The organism is Mycobacterium sp. (assembly GCF_008709575.1).
GTDB lineage: Bacteria > Actinomycetota > Actinomycetes > Mycobacteriales > Mycobacteriaceae > Mycobacterium.
On record NZ_VYIK01000013.1, the window covers coordinates 1 to 19,939 of the forward strand.

14 protein-coding genes and 4 pseudogenes are annotated in these 19,939 nt (G+C 66.6%); 3 read left to right on the plus strand and 15 right to left on the minus strand.

The window, feature by feature from the left end:
* Positions 1-133: 133 nt before the first annotated feature.
* From F6Q13_RS04470 to F6Q13_RS04545, 15 genes and pseudogenes are all read right to left on the minus strand, one after another.
* Positions 134-748 carry a disulfide bond formation protein DsbA gene (locus tag F6Q13_RS04470; RefSeq protein WP_293052840.1) on the minus strand — a complete coding sequence of 205 codons (615 nt, stop codon included), beginning with the start codon at positions 746-748 and terminating at the stop codon, positions 134-136.
* Positions 745-1,155 (minus strand): DUF302 domain-containing protein, encoded by a 411-nt coding sequence (locus F6Q13_RS04475; protein WP_293052843.1) that lies wholly within the window; start codon positions 1,153-1,155, stop codon positions 745-747. The genes F6Q13_RS04470 and F6Q13_RS04475 overlap by 4 nt, the downstream gene beginning before the upstream one ends.
* A gap of 106 nt (positions 1,156-1,261) precedes the next feature.
* Positions 1,262-1,708 (minus strand): Hsp20/alpha crystallin family protein, encoded by a 447-nt coding sequence (locus tag F6Q13_RS04480; RefSeq protein WP_293052991.1) that lies wholly within the window; start codon positions 1,706-1,708, stop codon positions 1,262-1,264.
* Positions 1,709-1,799: 91 nt separating this feature from the next.
* Positions 1,800-3,218: an RtcB family protein gene (locus tag F6Q13_RS04485; protein ID WP_293052846.1), complete on the minus strand. Its 1,419-nt coding sequence runs from the start codon at positions 3,216-3,218 to the stop codon at positions 1,800-1,802.
* Between the two features lie 25 nt (positions 3,219-3,243).
* Positions 3,244-3,675: an archease gene (locus F6Q13_RS04490; protein ID WP_293052849.1), complete on the minus strand. Its 432-nt coding sequence runs from the start codon at positions 3,673-3,675 to the stop codon at positions 3,244-3,246.
* 38 nt (positions 3,676-3,713) lie between these two features.
* Positions 3,714-4,361, minus strand: a pseudogene (locus tag F6Q13_RS04495) (phosphoribosyltransferase); the annotation flags it as partial.
* A 69-nt stretch (positions 4,362-4,430) separates the two neighbouring features.
* Positions 4,431-5,261: a TIGR03621 family F420-dependent LLM class oxidoreductase gene (locus F6Q13_RS04500; RefSeq protein WP_293052852.1), complete on the minus strand. Its 831-nt coding sequence runs from the start codon at positions 5,259-5,261 to the stop codon at positions 4,431-4,433.
* Positions 5,262-5,345: 84 nt separating this feature from the next.
* The gene (locus F6Q13_RS04505) at positions 5,346-6,572 is read right to left on the minus strand and encodes an Nramp family divalent metal transporter (protein WP_293052855.1); all 1,227 of its coding nucleotides are present in this window, start codon (positions 6,570-6,572) and stop codon (positions 5,346-5,348) included.
* A gap of 58 nt (positions 6,573-6,630) precedes the next feature.
* A complete protein-coding gene (locus tag F6Q13_RS04510; RefSeq protein WP_293052858.1) occupies positions 6,631-7,719 on the minus strand; it encodes a diacylglycerol kinase in 1,089 nt (362 codons plus the stop codon).
* 2 nt (positions 7,720-7,721) lie between these two features.
* Positions 7,722-8,513 (minus strand): SDR family oxidoreductase, encoded by a 792-nt coding sequence (locus tag F6Q13_RS04515; protein WP_293052993.1) that lies wholly within the window; start codon positions 8,511-8,513, stop codon positions 7,722-7,724.
* A gap of 574 nt (positions 8,514-9,087) precedes the next feature.
* Entirely contained in the window at positions 9,088-9,930 is an 843-nt protein-coding gene (locus tag F6Q13_RS04520) for a Ku protein (RefSeq protein WP_293052861.1), read from the minus strand.
* Between the two features lie 37 nt (positions 9,931-9,967).
* Positions 9,968-10,891, minus strand: coding sequence for a carbohydrate kinase (locus tag F6Q13_RS04525; protein WP_293052864.1), 924 nt, complete (start codon positions 10,889-10,891; stop codon positions 9,968-9,970).
* Positions 10,888-12,300, minus strand: a complete 1,413-nt coding sequence (locus F6Q13_RS04530; protein WP_293052995.1) for a mannitol dehydrogenase family protein — start codon at positions 12,298-12,300, stop codon at positions 10,888-10,890. The genes F6Q13_RS04525 and F6Q13_RS04530 overlap by 4 nt, the downstream gene beginning before the upstream one ends.
* Positions 12,301-12,354: 54 nt before the next feature.
* Positions 12,355-13,199: pseudogene (locus tag F6Q13_RS20265) on the minus strand (HAD-IA family hydrolase).
* Positions 13,196-14,718 (minus strand): annotated as a pseudogene (locus F6Q13_RS04545) (mannitol dehydrogenase family protein). The pseudogenes F6Q13_RS20265 and F6Q13_RS04545 overlap by 4 nt, the downstream one beginning before the upstream one ends.
* Before the next feature lie 131 nt (positions 14,719-14,849).
* Between F6Q13_RS04545 and F6Q13_RS04555 the strand changes: the two are divergent.
* The 3 genes and pseudogenes from F6Q13_RS04555 to F6Q13_RS04565 all read left to right on the plus strand — a co-directional run bounded on the left by F6Q13_RS04555 (position 14,850) and on the right by F6Q13_RS04565 (position 19,937).
* Positions 14,850-17,096, plus strand: coding sequence for an ATP-dependent DNA ligase (locus F6Q13_RS04555; protein WP_293052879.1), 2,247 nt, complete (start codon positions 14,850-14,852; stop codon positions 17,094-17,096).
* Positions 17,093-19,027, plus strand: a complete 1,935-nt coding sequence (locus tag F6Q13_RS04560; RefSeq protein ID WP_293052881.1) for a fumarylacetoacetate hydrolase family protein — start codon at positions 17,093-17,095, stop codon at positions 19,025-19,027. The genes F6Q13_RS04555 and F6Q13_RS04560 overlap by 4 nt, the downstream gene beginning before the upstream one ends.
* Before the next feature lie 92 nt (positions 19,028-19,119).
* Positions 19,120-19,937: pseudogene (locus tag F6Q13_RS04565) on the plus strand (enoyl-CoA hydratase/isomerase family protein).
* Positions 19,938-19,939 lie beyond the last annotated feature (2 nt).

The following is a 19,939-nucleotide window of genomic DNA, read 5'->3' on the forward strand; positions in this document are numbered from 1 at the left end:
CGGCGCGATTTAGCCTCGGTGTGGCCGTCGCACCACTGGGATGGCGGTACCTGCGCCTTGACTTGGTCGACGTGCAGACCGCAACCCGACCAGGTCACCAGGCCGCAGATGCGGCATCGAACGGCATGGCACATCAGCGACCTCCGGCCTGGGGTACCGACGGCGGGCCCTGGTAGGGGCGGTGCAGTCCGGCGAATCCGGGCATCGACACGGCGGTCAGCACGGCGTCGAGTAGAGTGATGCCGGCGTCGCGAGCCGGGAGCTCCATCAGCACCGGCCCGAAATATCCCCGGCCGCCGACGGCGATGATCGGGCTGCCGCCGCTGCCGCCGAGCACGTCCTGACTGGCTTGGTGGGCCACGCGCACGAGGTCGTCCCAGGCCGGGTCTTCGAGTGCGTCGAGGAGGGCGGGGCTGCAGCTTGTCGCGGCCAGTGCTTCTTTGATCGAACTGTCGCCCGGGTCGGCGTCTGCGGTGTGCACCAACGGGCCGAAAGCTACGTAGAGATCAGCGAACGCACCGGGCCCGCTTTCTGCGGTCGCGGCGGCGAACACCCGGCCCACCCGGCGTGACCAGTCGAGTTTGGCGCGCTGCGGGGGCGGCATGTCGCGGCCCTCGTTCAATACCGCCAGGCTCATTTGCCGCAGGGTGACCTCGTGTCCGGTGGCGCCGGCCGCGTCCAGTAGCCACCGTGACGTCGCCCAGGCGAACGGGCAGATCGGATCGACGTAGAGGTCGATCGACGTCATCGCAGTTCCTCGGCGAGGGTGTCCATCGCGGCCTGCAACTGCTTGGTCGCTTGCTCGGCCACCGGTGACAGCCCGGGATCCTCGACGAACTGCACCATCAACTGGGGATTCATCGCCTCGACGTGCACTGTCGCCGGGTTCTCCGGGTCTTCTCGGACCACGACGTTGCACGGCATCAGCAAGCCGACCTGCTTCTTTGCCGACAACGCCTGGTGGGCAAGCGGCGGGTTGCAGGCTCCCAGGATCAGGTAGCGCTCCATCGATTCGCCCAGCTTCTCTTTGAGGGTCGCTTGCACGTCGATCTCGGTTAGGATTCCGAAACCGTTGTCCTTCAATACTTCCCGGGTTTTTGAGACAACTTTGTCGAAGTCGGTTGCGGCGGTCGATGTGCTGATGGCCAGGGACATGGTTACCCTCTTTCGGTAGCGGGCGCATGCTGATCACAGCAGGCACCGTGTCGGTGTACCGGATTAAGCCTACCCGATACCCACCAGGGTATACAGAGCCAGTCGGTCAGCCGACCGTTTCGACTTTGATGTGCTTCTCCGCCGTCGTGGTGGCGGCTGCCTGGGGGAGTTCCACATCCACGGTCAAGATGCCCCGGTCGTAGGTGGCCTTGACGGTGTCCTCGTTGGCGCCCTGCGGCAGGGTGATCGAGCGGGTGAACGAGCCGTAGGCGAACTCGGAGTGGCCGCCGACTTCCTTCTTCTCGCTGCGTTCGGCTTTGATGGTCAACTCGCCGTTGCACACGGTGACGTCGACGTCCTTCTCCGGATCGATGCCGGGCAGTTCGGCGCGCACCAGGTAGTGGCCATCGCGTATCTCGTCCTCCAACCGGATCAGATGGCTCGGCCGCGCAGCGGCCAGGGACGGAAAACCGGTCCACAAGTCCGACCACAAATCGGACCAAGCCGGAAGCCACGAGCGGGCGTGCCGACGCACTGGTAGATCAGCCATGATCCTCCTTCGAGTTGTTGCCGGAAACGCTTTTAAGTTTTCCCACTTCCGCACCGACGACCGATAGAGACAGAAGTCACAATGTTCCTGGTGTTCAGCCCTTGACCACACCCAGCGGGGTGAGACGGGCGACCTTGCGGGCCAGTCCGGCCCGGTGGCTGATTTCGACCACCGCGTCGATGTCCTTGTAGGCCTGCGGTTTTTCTTCGGCCAGGCCTCGCCGTGAGGTGCCGCGCACCAGTACGCCGCGCCGTTCGAGGTCGCGACGCAGCGCGTCGGCATCGGTCTGGCGGGCAGCCTGATGACGGCTTTGTACCCGGCCGGCGCCGTGGGCGGTGGAAAAGAACGCGGGGTTGTCCGCCACACCGGCCAGCACATAGGACGCCGTGCCCATCGTGCCCGGTATCAGCACCGGTTGCCCGACGGCGGCGAACTCGGCCGGCAGGTCGGGATGATGCGGTGGTAGCGACCGGGTCGCGCCCTTGCGGTGCACACACAGCGTCGCGGACCGCCCCTGGACCGCATGCGTTTCGAGCTTGGCGAGGTTGTGCGAGACGTCGTAGAGCAGTTCCAGCGATGTCGCGGTGAGTTCTTCGAACACCCGGCGGGTGGCTTCGGTGAGCAGTTGCCGGTTGGCGCGTCCGTAGTTGGCCGCAGCCGCCATCGCCCCCAGATAGTCCTGCCCTTCGGGCGAGTCGACAGGCACACAAGCCAGTTGCCGGTCGGGCACGTCGATCGCGTAGCGGTTCATGGCGTTTTCCATTCGCCGGACGTGGTCGGTGCAAATCTGGTGGCCAAGCCCGCGCGAGCCGGTGTGGATCATGACGCAGACCCTGCCCGGCACCAGCCCCATCCGGGTGGCCGCGGTCGCGTCGTAAACCTGATCCACGGCCTGTACTTCCAGGAAGTGGTTGCCCGAGCCCAGGCTGCCGACCTGGCCAAGTCCGCGCTCGATCGCCCGATCACTGACTCCGGCTGCATCGGCCCCCTCGAGCACGCCGCGGTCTTCACATCGCTCGAGGTCGCGGGCGGTGCCGTGGCCTTGGTCCACCGCGAACCCGGCGCCACCGGTGAGCACCTGCTCGAGCATCCGGCGATTGCTCAGCCGCCAGATGCCTCGGGTACCCACACCGCGGGGTATCGCTGCGTCGAGGCGGTCCATCACCGCCGCCATCTTGGGTTGTAGCTGCTCGCGGTCCAGGGGGCTCACTAAAAGCCTGACCCCGCAGGAGATGTCGAAGCCAACTCCGCCCGGCGAGATCACCCCGCCGGCATCGATGTCGGTCGCCGCCACGCCGCCGATGGGAAATCCGTATCCCCAGTGCACATCCGGCATCGCGTAGGACGCCCGCACAATTCCGGGCAGCGTGGCCACGTTGGCGACCTGCTGCAGTGCCATATCGGCGGGCTGCTCGGGCAGCAGCGATTCGGAGGCGAAGACGATTCCCGGCACGCGCATGTGACCTTCTTGTTCGATTCGGAACCGGTACGGCGTTTCCGCGATGATCTTCATGGCTGCTCTCGATGGCTGCTCTCGGTCACACGTCCAGCGTCACCAGGCAGCGCCAGCACGACTGCGCGGGCGCCAGACGGACATCGGTGAGGGACACCGCCTTGGGAACTGCACCGGCCTGAGGCAGCGAACCCGCATCGGCCATCGCGAATCTGACTTCCACCTGGTCGTCGGTCCCGGTCACCTCGACGTCGACGGGGGCCTCACCGGTAGTGTCCAGCAGGTAGATGACCTCCTCCAGCACCGCAACCAGCAGATCGTCGTCACGGTGTGCGCTCAGTCGGCGCACGACAGTGTGATGGGGCTGAGCCGACGACGTGTCGAGGAAGCTTTCCACGGTGCCGAGCACCGCCTCCCTGATACAGCCGTTGCGGGTAGGCGACCAGGCCTCGATCCGCAGGTCCGCGGTATGCGGGACACTGCGATGCCCGCCTGTGCCGACCGCCGGTGCTAACACGGCGAGCCGGTGTTCCCCGGCGCTCCGGTGGTCACCGGGTCGGGAAAACCCCTGCGGGCGCGGTCGAGCAACGCGACCACTTCCTCATCCGAAGTCTGGGCGAAGTTGCGGTAGCCTTGCCCGACAGCGAAAAAGAACTCAGGTGTGTAGAGGCACACCACCTCGTCGGCGTATCCGGCGAGCCGCGCGACGATGTCGTCGGCGCCGATCGGAACCGCCAGTACCACCCGGCCGGCGCCGCGGGCGCGGGCCACCTCACAGGCGGCCTTCGCGGTTGCTCCGGTCGCGACCCCGTCATCGACGATCACGGCAACTCGTCCTGTCAAGGAGATGGGTTCACGCCCTTGACGGAAACGCCGGGCGCGGCGGGTCAGCTCGGCCCGCTGCTCCGCCTCGACCGCCGCGATGTCGTCCTCGGACAGTTCGGCTTGCCGCACGACCGATTCGTTGATCACCCGCGCGCCGCCCTCGCCGATGGCGCCGAAAGCCAGTTCGGGCTGAAAGGGCACGCCCAGCTTGCGCACCAGCAGCACGTCCAGCGGAGCGCGCAGCGCCTTGGCGACTTCGTAGGCCACCGGCACTCCACCGCGCGGCAGCCCCAACACCACGATGTCGGCTCCGCGTAACGAGTCCAACCGCGCGGCCAGCTGGCGGCCGGCGTCGACGCGATCATCGAATAGCCTCACCCTTCCAGTTTGCCGCGCCGAGTCGACGCGGTGAAGGGCCAGTGCTGCGCTCGCGAACGCCGTCGCTGCTCACCGTAGCTCGGCGATCACCTTCGCGAAGCTCTCCGCGTGGTTCTCCTGCACGGTGAATGACGTCAAGCCGTAGGTCTGGCGGTAGGCCCGCAGTGTGTCGGCCATGTCGCGCGGTGATCCGCGCAGTACAGCGGGCAGCGCCAACAACTCGTCGTCGGACAGCGTGGGTGCATATCTGCGGGTCAGTGACAAGTCGGGGATGCCGGAGCTGTCGGTGGGCACCGCGGTGATCGCCAGGTTCAGCTCGATATCGTCGAACCGGTCCCCGGCGGCGGCGCGGACGAATGCGACGCGCTCGGCGAGCGGATCGGCAACTGCGGCCGTTTTGGCCCCCGTTAGCCCGATGATGTCGGCGTGGCGGGCAGCCACCCTCAGCAGACGATCGCCGTTGCCGGCAATCAGAATCGGCACACCCGGCAGATGTTCCTTGAGATAGCCGGTCACGTGCTCGAGGTAGTCGACGCGCTGCCCCGCGCTCGGGTAGGGCAGTTCGGCGGCCTCGAATTCTTCCCGAACGTAGCCGGCGCCGAGGCCGAGTTCCAGGCGCCCGTCGCTGAGCAGGTCGACCGCGGCGGCATCCCGGGCCAGCAGCGCGGGCTTGTAAAAGCACGCGTTGAGCACATAGGTCCCCAACCGGATGGTGGTAGTGGCCGCGGCGATCGCCGTCAAGACCGGAAACGGCGCGGGTGCGCCGAGGTGGTCGGGCAACACCAGCACATCGAACCCCCAACCCTCGAATCGGTGTGCCTTCTCCTGCACCGCGGCGCGCGACGTCAGCGTGCGGATGCCGACTTGACAGCGAAAAGCACGCGATGTGGGCGGGGTCATAGCGGCACCTCCGGCCTGGTCGGTGAGCATCCATCGGCGCCGTCTCCGGCGCGATGGTGCTCTTGGTTATATCGGGTCCGGTGTTCAGCCCGTCGCGGTCGAAACGACCAGCACCACGTTGAGCAGGCTAACCAGCGCGGCGATGACCCAGCCAACCACTGTGGTGAGGCGGTGATTGACGTCGACACCCATGAGCCTGCGGTCGCTGGTCAGCCGGACTAAGGGAAACAGCGCGAAAGGGATACCGAACGACAAGACGACTTGCGAGAGCACCAGTGTGCGTGTGGGGTTCACGCCTGTCGCCAGGATTATCAGGGTGGGCACCAGCGACACCAGCCGACGTGCCAGCACGGGGATCGAGCGGTGCAGCAGCCCGTGCATGATCACGGCGCCGGCATACGCCCCCACCGACGTCGATGCCAGACCCGAGGCAAGCAGCCCGACGGCGAACAGCACCGCGATCACCGGACCCAGGGTGGCGCGGACAGCCTCGTAGGCATGGGTGATGGAACCGGTGGTGTCGTGGCCCTGGAGATTGGTGGCGGCGACCAGCAGCATCGCGGCGTTGACGGCTCCCGCGACCAACATCGCCAGTCCGACGTCCCAGCGGGTCACGTGCAGCAGCTGCCGCCGGCGCGGGCCGGCCCGCGGATGCCCGTGCCGATCCAGCGCAAGCCCGGAGTGCAGATAGACGGCGTGCGGCATGACCGTGGCACCCAGGATCGCGGCCGCTAACAGCACGCTCTCGGGGCCGTCGAAGCGAGGAACCAGCCCGCCGATCGCGGTGCCGGACGGCGCTCCCTTGACAAAGAAGCTAGCAGCGAAACCGACCGCGATCACGAGCAACAGCCCGGCGATGACGCGCTCGAAGATGCGCTGACCCCGGCGATTCTGCACGATCAGCAGCAACAGCGACACGGCTCCGGTGATCACACCGCCGAGCAGCAGCGGCAGCCCGAACAGCAGGTCCAGCGCGATGGCCCCGCCCACCACTTCGGCCAGGTCAGTGGCTATCGCGACCAGTTCGGCTTGCAGCCAGAACGCCAGCCGGATCGGCCGGCGCAGCTGGCTGCCGATCGCCTCGGGCAGGGATTGGCCGGTGACCAGGCCGAGTTTGGCCGAAAGGTATTGAACCAGGGCGGCCATCAGGTTGGCCACCACGATCACCCACAGCAGCAGGTAGCCGAACTCTGCGCCGGCGCTGACGTCGGCCGCGACGTTGCCCGGGTCCACGTAGGCGATGGCGGCGACGAAGGCCGGCCCGAGCAGATACCAGCCGGTCGCCGACGGAGACCGCAGGTCTTGAGCCACCTAACCCACTTTCTACCATGCGAATGCGGAAGTTAGGCTAGCCGAAACGCTGGATCGCTCAGCCCGGGGTATAGAGGCCGCGGCCGGTGACCAGCGGAAGGTCCAGTGTGGTGCGGATGCCCGGCGGGGCGGCGACCACGGCGGGGATCGCGTTGACGACCCGCATCGCGGTGGCCACCAAGCCGGCGTGGTTGTGGTCGCCGTAGCGGCTGCCCAGGCAGATGTCCACGGCGTAGGACGGCTCACCGGTGATCTCGATGCGGTAGGAACCGCCGGGCTGGGCCGGCTGCGGCCAGTCCGGGCACAGGTCGTCCCGCAACCGGGTGACGTGTTCTAAGACGACGACCGGGTCGCCGTGGACCAGTCCGAGCACTTCGAACCGCAGGGCCGCCGCACTGCCCCGGGCGATATGGCCCGCGGCGATCTCGAAATCCTCGGGCGCCGGCTCGCGCACGTACATCTCCTCGACGCCGTCGAGTTCCAGCCCCAGACCGGCGGCCAGTTGTCGCACCACCGAGCCCCACGCCAGGCCGAGCACACCGGGCTGCAGCAGCATCGGGATCTCGTCGATCGGCTTGCCGAAGCCCATCACGTCGAACATGACGGTCGCGCTGTCGTAGGTGGCGTAGTCGACGATCTCCATGCATCGGATCTGCCGGATGCTTTGACAGGTGCCCGCCAACGCCAGCGGCAGCAAGTCGTTGGCGAAACCGGGATCGATCCCGTTGACAAAGAGGCTGGACTTACCTTCTCGCGCAGCGTCTTCGAGTGGCGCAAGCATCTCTTGCGGAAGCACCTGCCACGGGTACTGCAAAAACACCGCGCTGCTGCCGACGACGTTGATCCCGGCCGCCAGGATGCGCCGGTAGTCCTCGAGCGCCTCGGCCAGCCGATTGTCGGCCATCGCGGTATAGACCGCGCAATCCGGCCCGGTGGCCAGCACCGCGTCCAGATCGGTGGTGGCGGTCACCCCGGTCGATTCGTCGAGGCCGGCGAGCTCGGCGGCATCTTTGCCGGCTTTGGCCTGCGAGGACACCCATACCGCGGTGAGCTCGAATTGCGGGTTGGTGATCAGTGCCTTCAATGCGTGGGCGCCGACGTTGCCGGTGCCGATCTGGGCGACGCGGATGGTGCCGTGCGTGGTCATGTTTACAGGTCCGGGATCGGGAGATCGAGGTTCGGGAAGGTGATGCCGCCGTCGACTTCGAGTACCTTGCCGGTCAGGTAGTCTCCGGCCGGCGACGCCAGATAGACCGCGGCGGCGGCGATGTCGCTCGCGTCACCGAGACGGCGCAGCGGCGTCGCTCGCTCCATCGGCGCGCGCAGCTCGTCGTTGGAGGCCACGATGTCCAGTGCGGAGGTGGCGATCGAGCCCGGAGCGATGGCGTTGACCCGGATTCGCGGGCACAGGTCCAGTGCGGCCAGCCGGGTGTAGTGCGCCAGTGCCGCCTTGGCGGTGCCGTAGGCAGCGAAACCGCGTCCGGCCACCCGCCCCATCGTGGACGTGATGTTGATGATGTTGCCGCCGCCGCAGTGCTCGAGCATCAGCGGCACCGCCGCGGTGGTCAGCGCGTGGGCGGTGCCGACGTTGAACGTGAACGCGTCCTTGAGGTCTTTGGTGGACGTGTTCAGCAGCGCGTTGGGCATGGTGCCGCCGACGTTGTTGACGACGATGTCGAGTCGCCCGAAGGCGTCGACGGCCCGGCCGGCCAGCTCGGCGGTCGCCTCGGGGTGCGCGAGGTCTGCGACGACGACGTGGGCGCGCCGCCCCGCCGCGCTGACCTGTTCGGCGACGGCCTCGAGTTGGGATTGCGTGCGCGCGGCGATGACGACGTCGGCCCCGACTTCGGCGAAGGCGACGGCGATGGCCGCACCGAGCCCGCGGCCGGCGCCGGTGACGACGGCGACTCGGCCATCGAGCCGGAATTTATCGAGGATCACGGACGTCACCGTAACAAGGGCGCAGGGGCCGGGGCTCGGCATGTGCCGAATGGCTCGCCGGCGCTGGTCTTGATGACACGGGTGTGGTCGATGCCATGGCGGCGGCGACGCGCCGGCGGAACGCAATGGGCGCACGCGGGCTGGCGGCGATGGGTGAGGTCTATCCGCGACGCGCACCTGACGACGATGTCGATGGCCGGCAAGAGCGACTTATGACACGCCCCGGTCGAGGTCGAACGCGTTGTCGATGGCGTCTGCCGGGGACGATCTGCTGAAGACCTTTCTACAGCGGCATCGGCGGTTGGGCCGATCGACAACTGGCCGACGACACCGGGGAGTGGACGGCGCCGACCGGCCACGTCGAGAGACCAGTCAACGACGGACCCACTGCAATCAGCCATCAGTCACCATCACCACACGGCCCGGCAACCTAAACAACCGGAACGATCCTCACAGCAAACGGGTGGTCCCAACACCTGGCAAGCGACGGCCGACGCTGTGCTGACGAGCGCGCCGCCCGCATCCGCCGTGAGCGCGCCGTCAACGAGACCTGTCTCGCGGGTCCGCCACCCTTCTAGGGCCTCGGAGCCGCCCTGGCCCGGGCCTTTTTGGCCGGCTGGCGACTGCGCTCGGAGCGCGCCCGCACGCTGGCCTCCAGCTTGGCCAGCAGGTCGGAGACATCTTCGGTCTCGTCCAGTTCGGTCGATTGCTCGACGGTGAATGCTTGTCCGCCTTGCAGTTTAGCCTCGATCAGCTCGTGCAGCTGGTCCTGATAGTCGTCGTGGTAGCGGTCGGGATTGAAGTCTGCGGCCATCGACTCCACGACCTGGGCGGCCATGGTGAGTTCCGCGGGCTTGATGTCGACTTTTTTGTCCAGGGAAGGGAAGTCGGGGTCGCGGATCTCGTCGGGCCACAACAAGGTGTGGATCACCATGACCGTACGCTTGCTGAAGTCTTTGACCCGCAATGCCGCAAGGTGAGTCTTGTTGCGCAGAGCGAAATGCACGATCGCAACCCGATCGGTCTCTGCAAGGGTCCTAGCAAGCAGCACATAGGATTTCGACGCGTTGCCGTCTGGCTCCAGGAAGTAGCTGCGGTCATACAGCATCGGGTCGAGCTCACCCGCCGGCACGAACTCGAGGACTTCGATCTCGCGGTTTCGCTCTTCGGGCAGCGTCGCGATGTCGTCGTCGGTGATCACCACCATCTGGCCTTCGTCGGCTTCGTAGGCCCGCGCGATATCGCGGTACTCGACCACCTCACCGCACACCTCGCACACCCGCTGGTAGCGGATGCGACCATGGTCCTTGGCGTGCACCTGGTGGAACTTGATGTCGTGGTCCTCGGTCGCCGCATACAGCTTGACCGGGACGTTCACCAAACCAAAGGAGATCGAGCCTTTCCAGATGGCACGCATACGTCCAGTATTATCCCAGCGCCGTGTCGCTGACCGTCTAGCGCGAGCACCCCGCGCGCAACACGGCGGCTCGGTCCGGCAGGTCGGCACCCGCGCGGGCCACCGTCAAAGCCGATAACAGCGCTGCGGTCCGCAACACGTCCGTCAGTGCGCCGAGCCCGATCCGGTGCAGGTCGTCCCGTCGAGCGGCGCCCAGCAGTCCGAGGCTCCAGAGCGCGTCGATCATACCGACCATGAACGCGTCGCCGGCGCCAACGGTGTCGACCACTCGCGCCGGGATGGCGGGCATCCGGGTCTCCCCGGCCGCACAGATCGCTAGCGCGCCGCGCTCTGCCATCGTGACGGCGACGATCGCGGGACCCAGCGCCAGCCAGGCGCGGGCGATCAACTCGGGCGGCCGCTCCGGATCGAGCCAGCGCAGGTCCTCTTCGCTGGCTTTGACGATGTCGGCGCGCCCGACCAGACGCTCAATACGCTGACGAGCCACAGCGCGGTCGGCGATGAGCGCGGGACGCAGATTGGGATCGAGGGTGGTGGTGGCCGACGCGTGACAGGTGTCGACGAGGTCGGCGACCGCCAGGCAGCCCGGCTCCAGCACGGCGGCGATCGATCCGGTGTGCACGACGAGCGGGGGAGGCAACGCCGGGGTGGCGGATAGTTGCCACTTCAGGTCGAAAGTGTAATCGGCTGAACGCCCTTCGCCGATCCTCGCCCGTGCGGTCGGCGTCCGGCACGCCGTCCGGCTGCCCGGAACAAGTTGCACTCCCGCAGCATCGAGGTATTCGACGATTCGCCTGCCGTAGCCGTCCTCCCCGATATAGGTCAGCAAATCGACGTCGCGACCCAATCGGGCCAGCCCGACGGCGACGTTGAGCGGGCTGCCGCCGACATGCTCGCTCACCTGGCCGCCTCGCTGCACGACGTCGACCAGCGCCTCCCCGATCACCAGCGCGCGGGTCAACGCAGCAATGCCTCCAGTGTTGCCCGGGCTCCTTTGCGGTGCAACGAATCGAGAGCCCAGCGGTAGGCTTCGACGAAGCGTGGTTGCTGGGCCAGATCCCCAAAGATCGCGGTGATCTCGATAAATGCGGTGGGATGCTCGCGCTGGGACCGGGCGATCGGCACCAGAGAGGGGGCCAGTTGGTCCACTACTTCGATCGGCTCACCCTGTTCGTCGATACCCTCGGCGTAGCGGGCCCAGCTGGCGACCGCCGCCGCCGCGAGCCGGACCGGCCGATCGGCAGCCAGGTTGTCGTTGATCACCGGCAGCAGAAATTTCGGGAGACGATCCGAGGAGTAGGCGCACAGCCGCGCCACGGTGTCGCGCAGCCCCGGGTTGGCGAATCGTTCGATCAGCGTGCGGGTGTAATCGGCGAAGTCGATATCGGGCACCGGCGTCAGGGTCGGGATCGCCTCATCCTCGAAATAGGTGAGCAGGAATTCAGCGAGCAACGGATCGCACGCTGCCTCCCTGACCATCTCGAACCCGCACAGGTGGGCGAAGTAGCACAGGCACTGATGTCCCCCGTTGAGCAGCCGTAGCTTCATGGCCTCGTACGGGCCGACGTCGTCGACCAGCAGCACGCCCGCCCGCTCCAGCGGCGGTCTGCCGTTCGCGAAGTCGTCTTCGAGGACCCAGGCGGTGAAGGCCTCCGTCAGCACCGGCCACCGGTCGGCGACACCGAAGTCGCGGCTCACCTCCACGGCCATGTCCGGAGTCGTGGCCGGGGTGATTCGGTCGACCATCGAACTGGGGAACCGGACATGCTCTGCTATCCACTCGGCGAGCTCGGGGTCGCGATGGTGGGCATGGGCGAGAACGGCGCGCTTGGCGACCTCGCCGTTAGCCTCGACGTTATCGCACGACACAATTGTCGGCGCGGCGATTCCGTGGGCGCGGCGCCTGCTCAGAGCCTCGGTGATCAGGGTGAACGCGGGTCCGTCGGGGTCGCGGTAGCCGCCCTCGGTGATGGTCAGCGAAACGATCCGGGTCGACTCCGCGACCAGCACCTCCAGCGCTGCCTGCGGATCGTCGAGGGCGTAACGGTAGTCGATGATCGAGCCGATCACTTGGGCTTCCCGGCTGCCGTCCGGGTGCTCCGAAATCAGGGTGTAGAGACCGTCTTGGCCACCCAGGACGTCGCGCATCGTCCAGTCGCCGGGCATCACCCCTATCCCGCAGATGCCCCACTGCAGTGCCAGCCCCTGCTGCAGCAGCCGATGAATGTAGTTGGCCTGATGGGCCCGGTGAAAATGACCGGTTCCGATGTGAGCGATACCGACACCGAGGCTGCTGCGGTCGTATTTCGGTGTAGCGATGGGCAGGCTTGCCAGCGTCGCATTGCTCAGGCTGATTGCGTCAGACACGATTGCACCACTCCTCCCGGGCCGAGGCCCGTATCGTCGCTACGTGTCGTGGTCGATTCAGGGTTGGCTCATGGCCGGCAGCGTGAGGACTTCGGCGAGAGCCTGCCACGAGTCGGTTATCGCGGCTGTTCCGGCATCGACCAACTCTGCGCTGCGGCTTTGCCGTTCGTCGGCCGGCACGAACATCAGGTTACCGACGGTCAGATAACCGGCCGCGACTGCCGACGTGACACCGGGCACCGAATCCTCGATGGCCAGGCCCTGGCTGACGTCGATGTCCATTGTCTGGCCTGCATGCAGATACACCGCCGGGTCGGGCTTGCTCGTCGGCGTGGGAAGAGAATCTTCTGCGCTGAAGCGCAGTGCCGGCGGGATGAGCGAGGCGAGGCCGGTGGTGGCGAAACAGGCGTTCAGGCGCGCGGTGGCACTGGAGTGGCCGCCGCCAGTGTGTATCGCGATGCGAGGGCTTTCAGTGGCGCAAGCACGCCCGGATTTGGTCGCAGCGTGGCAGCCAGATGAGCTGTGACCTGGTCGCGTTCCTGGCGGACCCACTGTTCGAGTTCGTCGGCGCGCAGCACGCGACCGGTTGCCGCGTCGTCGGGTGACGCGACACGCGCTGCGGGCCGGCCGTGTGCCAGCGTCTGCTCGATGGGCACGTCGCACAGCACAGCCAAGTCGATAGCAGTGCTGCGAAAGTTTTTCCCGGCGGCTCGTCTGCGCAGCTCCTCGGCGCTCAGCGGAGCCGTCACGCCGAATCTGGCCAGGAAACGATTGGTCACTTCGACCGACGCGGCGAATGCCGGTTCCTCGGAAGGGAAGAGGTTGTCGTCGGCGTCACAGAGCAGGGTGGTTATGGGGGCGGGATCGAATTGGCGCACGATCGTGAACTGGTGTCTGGTCACTGCCGCACCAGTTCCCGGTCGTTGTGCTGCAGTGCACGGCGCAGTGGCGCGCTCACCCCGTTATCGTCGAGGTCTGCGATCATCTCGCCAAGACGCTCCCCGAAGCCGGGAATCAAGCGTAGTTCGGTGAACATCTCATGACTGAGCAACGGATCGGGATTGTTGCCGCCCATCGTCGCCAATCCGGTGAGCGACGTTGCCTGCGGATCGTCGATTCGGATGGTTCGACCGCTGAGGTCGTAGCCGCGCAGATACCGTGCCCACCCGGCCAGAGCCAACATCAGCAGCGTGTGCGGTCTGCCTTGCTCGATCGCTTCCCGCAAAGACGGCAGCAGAAACGACGGCACCTTTTCTGATCCCCGGCGTGCCAATCGTGACAACTGGTCGCTCATCATGGGGTTGCTCAGTCGGGCGAGGAGAGTGTGCCGGTAGCCGAGTGTGTTCATTCCCGGTACTGCCGGTAGCAAGGGCTGAATCTCCACGCGCATCAGTTGCTCGAGATAGTCAAAGATGACCCGGTCGCGCATCGCCTCGGTGGTGCTCTGGTAGCCGGCCAGCGCGCCCAGACAGCCGAGCACGAGATGGGTTCCGTTGAGCAGACGAGTCTTGACCAGTTTGTAGTCGCTGACATCGCTGACGAATTGGACACCCACCTCGTCAAGTGGTGGGCGGGCACCGCTGAAGGTGTCCTCGATGATCCACTGGCAATCGGGCTCGGTCACGATCGGCCACTTGTCGGCGATGCCGAAGGTGTCTTTGACGAACCGGCGGTCGGAGTCCGTGGTCCGCGGGATGATGCGGTCGACCATGGTCGACGGGAAGGCGACGTGCCTGTCGATCCAGCGGCCGAGCCCGGGGTCTTTCAACGTCGCGAAAGACACCAGCGCGGTCCGCGCCGCCGCGGTGGTGTCGGGAATGTTGTCGCAACAGGGCACGGTAAACGGGGCGATGCCGGCTCGGCGGCGGCGGTCGAGTGCTTCGGTCAGATAAGCCCACGCCGTGACAAAGGAGGCGTTCGACCCGATGAGGTCGGCACGCGCATCGGGGTGAGTGGCGTCGAACTCGCCGGTCACCGGATCCAGGTAGTACCCGTTTCCGGTTACCGTCAGGCTGACAATTCGGGTTTGCGGATCGCCAAGGCGGCGCGGACCGCTGCGGTGTCGTTCGGTGCGTGCTGAAAGCAGCCGATCGCACCGACCACGCGTGCCGTCTGCTGTTCGTGGCCGCATTGCACGACGGTGTAGAGCCCATCCTGAGTCGACAGAAGATCTTTGACGTCGCGCGAGTGCAGATTGACACCGGTCACTCCCCACTGCGTGGAGATCCCGCAAGACGCGAGGTCGTCGAAGTAAACCGCCTGGTGTGCGCGGTGAAAATTGCCTGTGCCGATGTGCACGACACTTCGCCGAAGGGTTGACCGGTCATAGGTTGGGACGGCTATTCGCCGCGAGTGCATTCGGAGTGTCGCATTGCTCAGGGGGACGCCCGCGTTGTGGCACCAGGAGATGAGTTTGCGCATATCAGGGCAGGTGCCCGCGGTGGGCGCTGACTAAACCTGCCGGCAGTCCTGATTAACAGAAAATTTACGTCGACGATGCTATTCGGCTGCCCGACGACGTTTCGGCTGCCGACAAGCGTAGGTTGACTGCCGTGGTGGCGCAGGTGAAGCTGACCAACGCCGACAAGGTGCTGTATCCGGACACCGGCACCACCAAGGCCGACGTCTTTGCCTACTACACCGGCATCGCCGAGGCGATGATTCCCCACACCGCGGGACGCCCCGCCACCCGCAAGCGCTGGCCGAACGGCGTTACCGGTGCGTCGTTCTTCGAAAAGCAGCTCCCTTCGTCGGCGCCGGGCTGGCTGGCACGCGGCAGCATCGCGCACCGCTCTCGGACCACGACCTACCCGATCATCGACAGCCCGACCGCGCTGGCCTGGATTGCCCAGCAGGCCGCGTTGGAAGTCCACGTTCCGCAGTGGCGCTTCGTTGCCGAGTGGACGCGAGAAGGGCAAGACCTCAAACCGGGTCCGGCGACTCGTCTGGTGTTCGATCTCGACCCCGGCGAGGGTGTGAGCATGGCCGCACTGTCGGTGGTGGCCCGCGCGATCCGGAGCCTGATCGCCGACCTCGGGCTGATCGCCTATCCGGTCACCAGCGGCAGCAAGGGATTGCACCTCTACAGCCCCCTGGACAAGCCGATAAGCACCCGAGACGCGTCGGTTCTGGCCAAAAGCATCGCCGAGCAGCTGCAGAAAACGATGCCGGAGCTGGTCACCGTGAAAATGACCAAAAAACTGCGGACGGGCAAGGTTTTTGTGGACTGGAGCCAGAACAACGGATCCAAGACGACCGTTGCGCCGTATTCGTTGCGCGGTCGTGCCCAACCGACCGTCGCCGCGCCACGCACCTGGGACGAACTCGACGATCCCGAGCTTGGCCAGTTGCGCTACGACGAGGTGCTGGCGCGCGTCGAAAGAGACGGCGACCTGCTGGCTTCGCTGGATCCTCCGGTGTGGCAACCGAATCGGCTCAACAGATACCGCAGCAAGCGCCAGGCGGGGAAAACACCGGAGCCGGTGCCCACCACCGAACCCGCTACCGGGGGAAACAACACGTTCGTGATCCAAGAGCACCACGCCCGGCGACTGCATTACGATTTCCGGCTGGAACGCGACGGCGTGCTGGTGTCGTGGGCGGTGCCGAAAAACCTGCCCGCGAGCACCTTCGTCAACCACCTGGCGGTCCGCACCGAAGACCATCCGCTCGAATACGCCACGTTCGAGGGCACGATCCCCAAGGGCCACTACGGCGCCGGGACGGTGACCATCTGGGACTCCGGCACCTACGACACCGAGAAATTCGGCGATGACGAGGTCATCGTCACGCTGCACGGCAACCGGATCTCGGGCCGCTACGCGCTGATTCGGACCGACGGCGACCAGTGGCTGGCGCACCGGATGAAAGAAGTCTTCAACTTCGACGAACTCGCCCCGATGCTGGCCACCCCGGGGTCGGTGGCGAACCTGACGGCGGCGCAGTGGGCGTTCGAGGCCAAGTGGGACGGCTACCGGCTGCTGATGGACGCCGACCACGGCACGATGCGGCTGCGCTCTCGCAGCGGGCGCAACGTCACCGCGGAGTACCCGCAATTGCAGTCGGTGGCCGCTGATCTCGCCGATCACCACGCCGTGCTCGACGGCGAAGTGGTCGCACTGGACAAATCCGGGAGGCCGAGCTTTGCCGCGCTGCACAACCGGGGTCGCTCCACCCGCGTCGAGTTCTGGGCTTTCGACCTCCTCTATCTGGACGGCCGGTCACTGCTGCGGGCTCGCTACGGTGACCGCCGCCGTTTGCTGGAGACACTGGCCACCGATAGCGTTCTCATCGTTCCCGGGTTGCTGCCCGGCGACGGGGCAGAGGCACTGAAGTACTCGCAGACGCGCCGCTGGGAAGGCGTGATCGCCAAAAAACGTGACTCCACCTACCAGCCGGGTCGCCGCTCGGCATCGTGGATCAAAGACAAGCACTGGAAAACCCAGGAAATCGTCATCGGCGGGTGGCGCGCCGGGGAAGGCAGGCGCGCCGGCGGCATCGGCTCGCTGGTCGTCGGCATCCCCGCCGCGGAGGGCCTGCATTTCGTCGGCCGGGTCGGCACCGGGTTCACCGAACGTGATCGGTCGAACCTGAAGGAGGCGTTGGCACGGCTGCGCACCGACGAATCGCCGTTCGACGCGCCGCTTCCCGGCCGGGACGCCAAGGGGGTTACCTTTGTCGAGCCGACACTGGTCGGCGAAGTCCGCTACAGCGAATGGACCCCCGACGGCCGGTTGCGCCAACCCAGCTGGCGTGGCCTGCGACCTGACAAAGAGCGAAGCGAGGTACAGCGGGAATGAAATGGGTGAGTTTCACCGACAGCGACGGTGAACGCACCGGGGTGCTGTCCGGCGAGATGATCCACGCGCTGCCCCCCGGGCTGACCCTGCTTGAGCTGATCAGGCGGGGCGCCACACGGCTGCGGGAAGCCGGCGATGACGTGCTGCGCTCGCCGCACACCGTCGTGCGTTGCGACCAGGTCACGCTGATGGCGCCGATCCCGCGTCCGCCGTCGGTGCGAGACTGCCTGTGCTTTTTGGACCACATGCGCAACTGCCAGGTGGCGATCGGCGGTGACCGGGCCCTCAAAGACACCTGGTACCGCATCCCCGCGTTCTACTTCGCCTGTCCGTCCACCATCCTCGGCCCGTACGATGATGCGCCGACAGCACCCGGAAGTGCCTGGCAAGACTTCGAATTAGAGATCGCCGCGGTGATCGGAACCGGGGGCGCGGACTTGTCGGTGACCGAGGCCGAACAGGCGATCATCGGTTACACGATCTTCAACGACTGGTCCGCGCGCGACCTGCAGCAGTTGGAAGGCCAGCTGGGTATCGGGCAGGCCAAAGGCAAAGACAGCGGGATCACGCTGGGGCCCTATCTGGTGACTCCGGATGAGCTGGCGCCCTACCGCCGCGACGGCAAGCTTGCGCTCGAGGCGACCGCGCTGGTCAACGACACGGTGATCGGTACCGGGTCGACCGGTGCGATGGACTGGAGCTTCGCCGAGGTGATCTCCTATGCCTCCCGCGGCGTGTTGCTCAACCCGGGCGACGTCTTCGGCTCCGGCACCGTGCCCACCTGCACCCTGATCGAGCACCTGCGCCTTACCGATCTGGCATCCTTTCCGGGCTGGCTGCGCGACGGCGACGTGGTCACCCTGCGTGTGCAAGGGTTGGGGGAGACCCGCCAGACCGTCCGGCACCGCCCGGCCCCGCCGCCGCTGGCGCCGCGGCCCAACCCCGACGCCCGGCCCGACAAGCCGCGGGTAAACCCCGCGCCGCCCAAGCTGCCCTACAACCGCGGATTGCACGAGATCGCCGACCGGGTGTGGGCATGGCTGCTGCCCGACGGCGGGTATGGCTGGAGCAACGCCGGGCTGGTCGCCGGCGACGGCGGCTCGCTGCTCGTCGACACGCTGTTCGACCTGGCGCTGACGCGCGAAATGCTGTCCGCGATGAGCCAGATCACCGACCGTGCACCGATCACCGACGCGCTGATCACCCACGCCAACGGCGACCACACCCACGGCAACCAGCTGCTGGACCACTCGGTGCGAATCATCGCCGCCGAGGGCACCGCAGAGGAGATCGCGCACGGCATGGCGCCCGCGATGCTGGCGATGGTCCAGACCGCCGACCTCGGCCCAATCGCCACCCCGTACCTGCGTAACCGGTTCGGGCCGTTCGATTTCAGCGGCATCACGGTGCGCAACGCCGACCTCACGTTCGACCGCGAGCTGACCATCGCCGTCGGCGGCCGGGAGGTACGGCTGATGAACCTGGGTCCGGCGCACACCGCCGCCGATTCCGTGGTCCACATCCCCGACGCCGGGGTGCTCTTCGCCGGCGATTTGCTGTTCGTCGGCTGCACCCCGATCGTCTGGGCCGGGCCGATCAGCAACTGGATCGCCGCCTGCGATGCGATGCTCGCGCTCGGCGCACCGATCGTGGTGCCCGGGCACGGCCCGATCACCGATGCGGACGGGATTCGCGCGGTGCGCGGGTACCTCGTGCACGTCAACGAGCAGGCCGAGGCCGCCTACCGCAACGGCTTGTCGTTCACCGAGGCCGCCGACGCCATCGACCTCGGCGAATATGCGACCTGGCTGGATGCCGAACGGATCGTCGTCAACGTCTATCAGCGCTACCGCGAGCTCGATCCCGGCATCCCGCAGTTGGAGCCGCTGGCGCTGCTGTCGATGCAAGCCGATTGGTTCGCCAAGCATTGATGCGGGCCACGTCAGCACCGGGTGCAGCGCGGTTCCGTCGCGGCGGCGTGGTCGTCATCGGGTGCGGATGAGGCGTCGCCTAGCGTTGCGCCATGGCAGCTGCCGAACTGACAAGTCTTGAGGGCCACATCGCCGGTGTCACGCTCAACCGGTCGGAACGGTTGACCGCGATCGACGGCGCGCTGATCGACGGCATGAATCACGCGTTGGACGCGCTCGGCGGCGGCGAGTTCCGCGCGGTGATCCTGACCGGTGCGGGCCGCGGCTTCTGCGCGGGCGCCGACCTCAGCGGCACTGTGGACCGTGGACAAAGTGGACAAAACCGTCGACACTGTCGGCGCCGGCGTTCAAGACCAGCTATGACGCCCAGGTTCGCCTGGCCGATCTTCTCACCCAACTCTGCGAGCTGCCGATCCCGGTGATCGCCGCGGTCAACGGCGTCGCGGTTGGCGGCGGCCTGGCGTTTGCGCTGCACTGCGACGTCCGCATCGCCTCCGAACACGCATGGTTCGGCTCGGTTTTCATCAGGGCGGGTTTTTCGTCGATGGACATGGGGACCAGCTATCTGCTGCCCAAGATCGTCGGCGCCGGGGTGGCGCGGGAACTGATGCTGACCGGCCGGATCATCGACGCCGCCGAGGCGTACCGGATCACGCTGGTCCACGAGGTGGTGGCGCCGGATGTCCTGATGGCGACAGCGCTGGCGATGGCCCGATCGATCGTGGCGAACAACGTCTACGGCGTGTGGCAAACCAAGGTCGGCCTCAACGCTGTGCTGGATGCGCCCAGCCTGCGCCACTCCAAGGAGATCGAGAGCCGGACTCAGATCATCAGCGGATTCACCAACAACCCGGCCCAGGCCGCCAGGGCTCAACGGGAAAAGCGGCCACCGATATGGGATTCGCTGTAGCG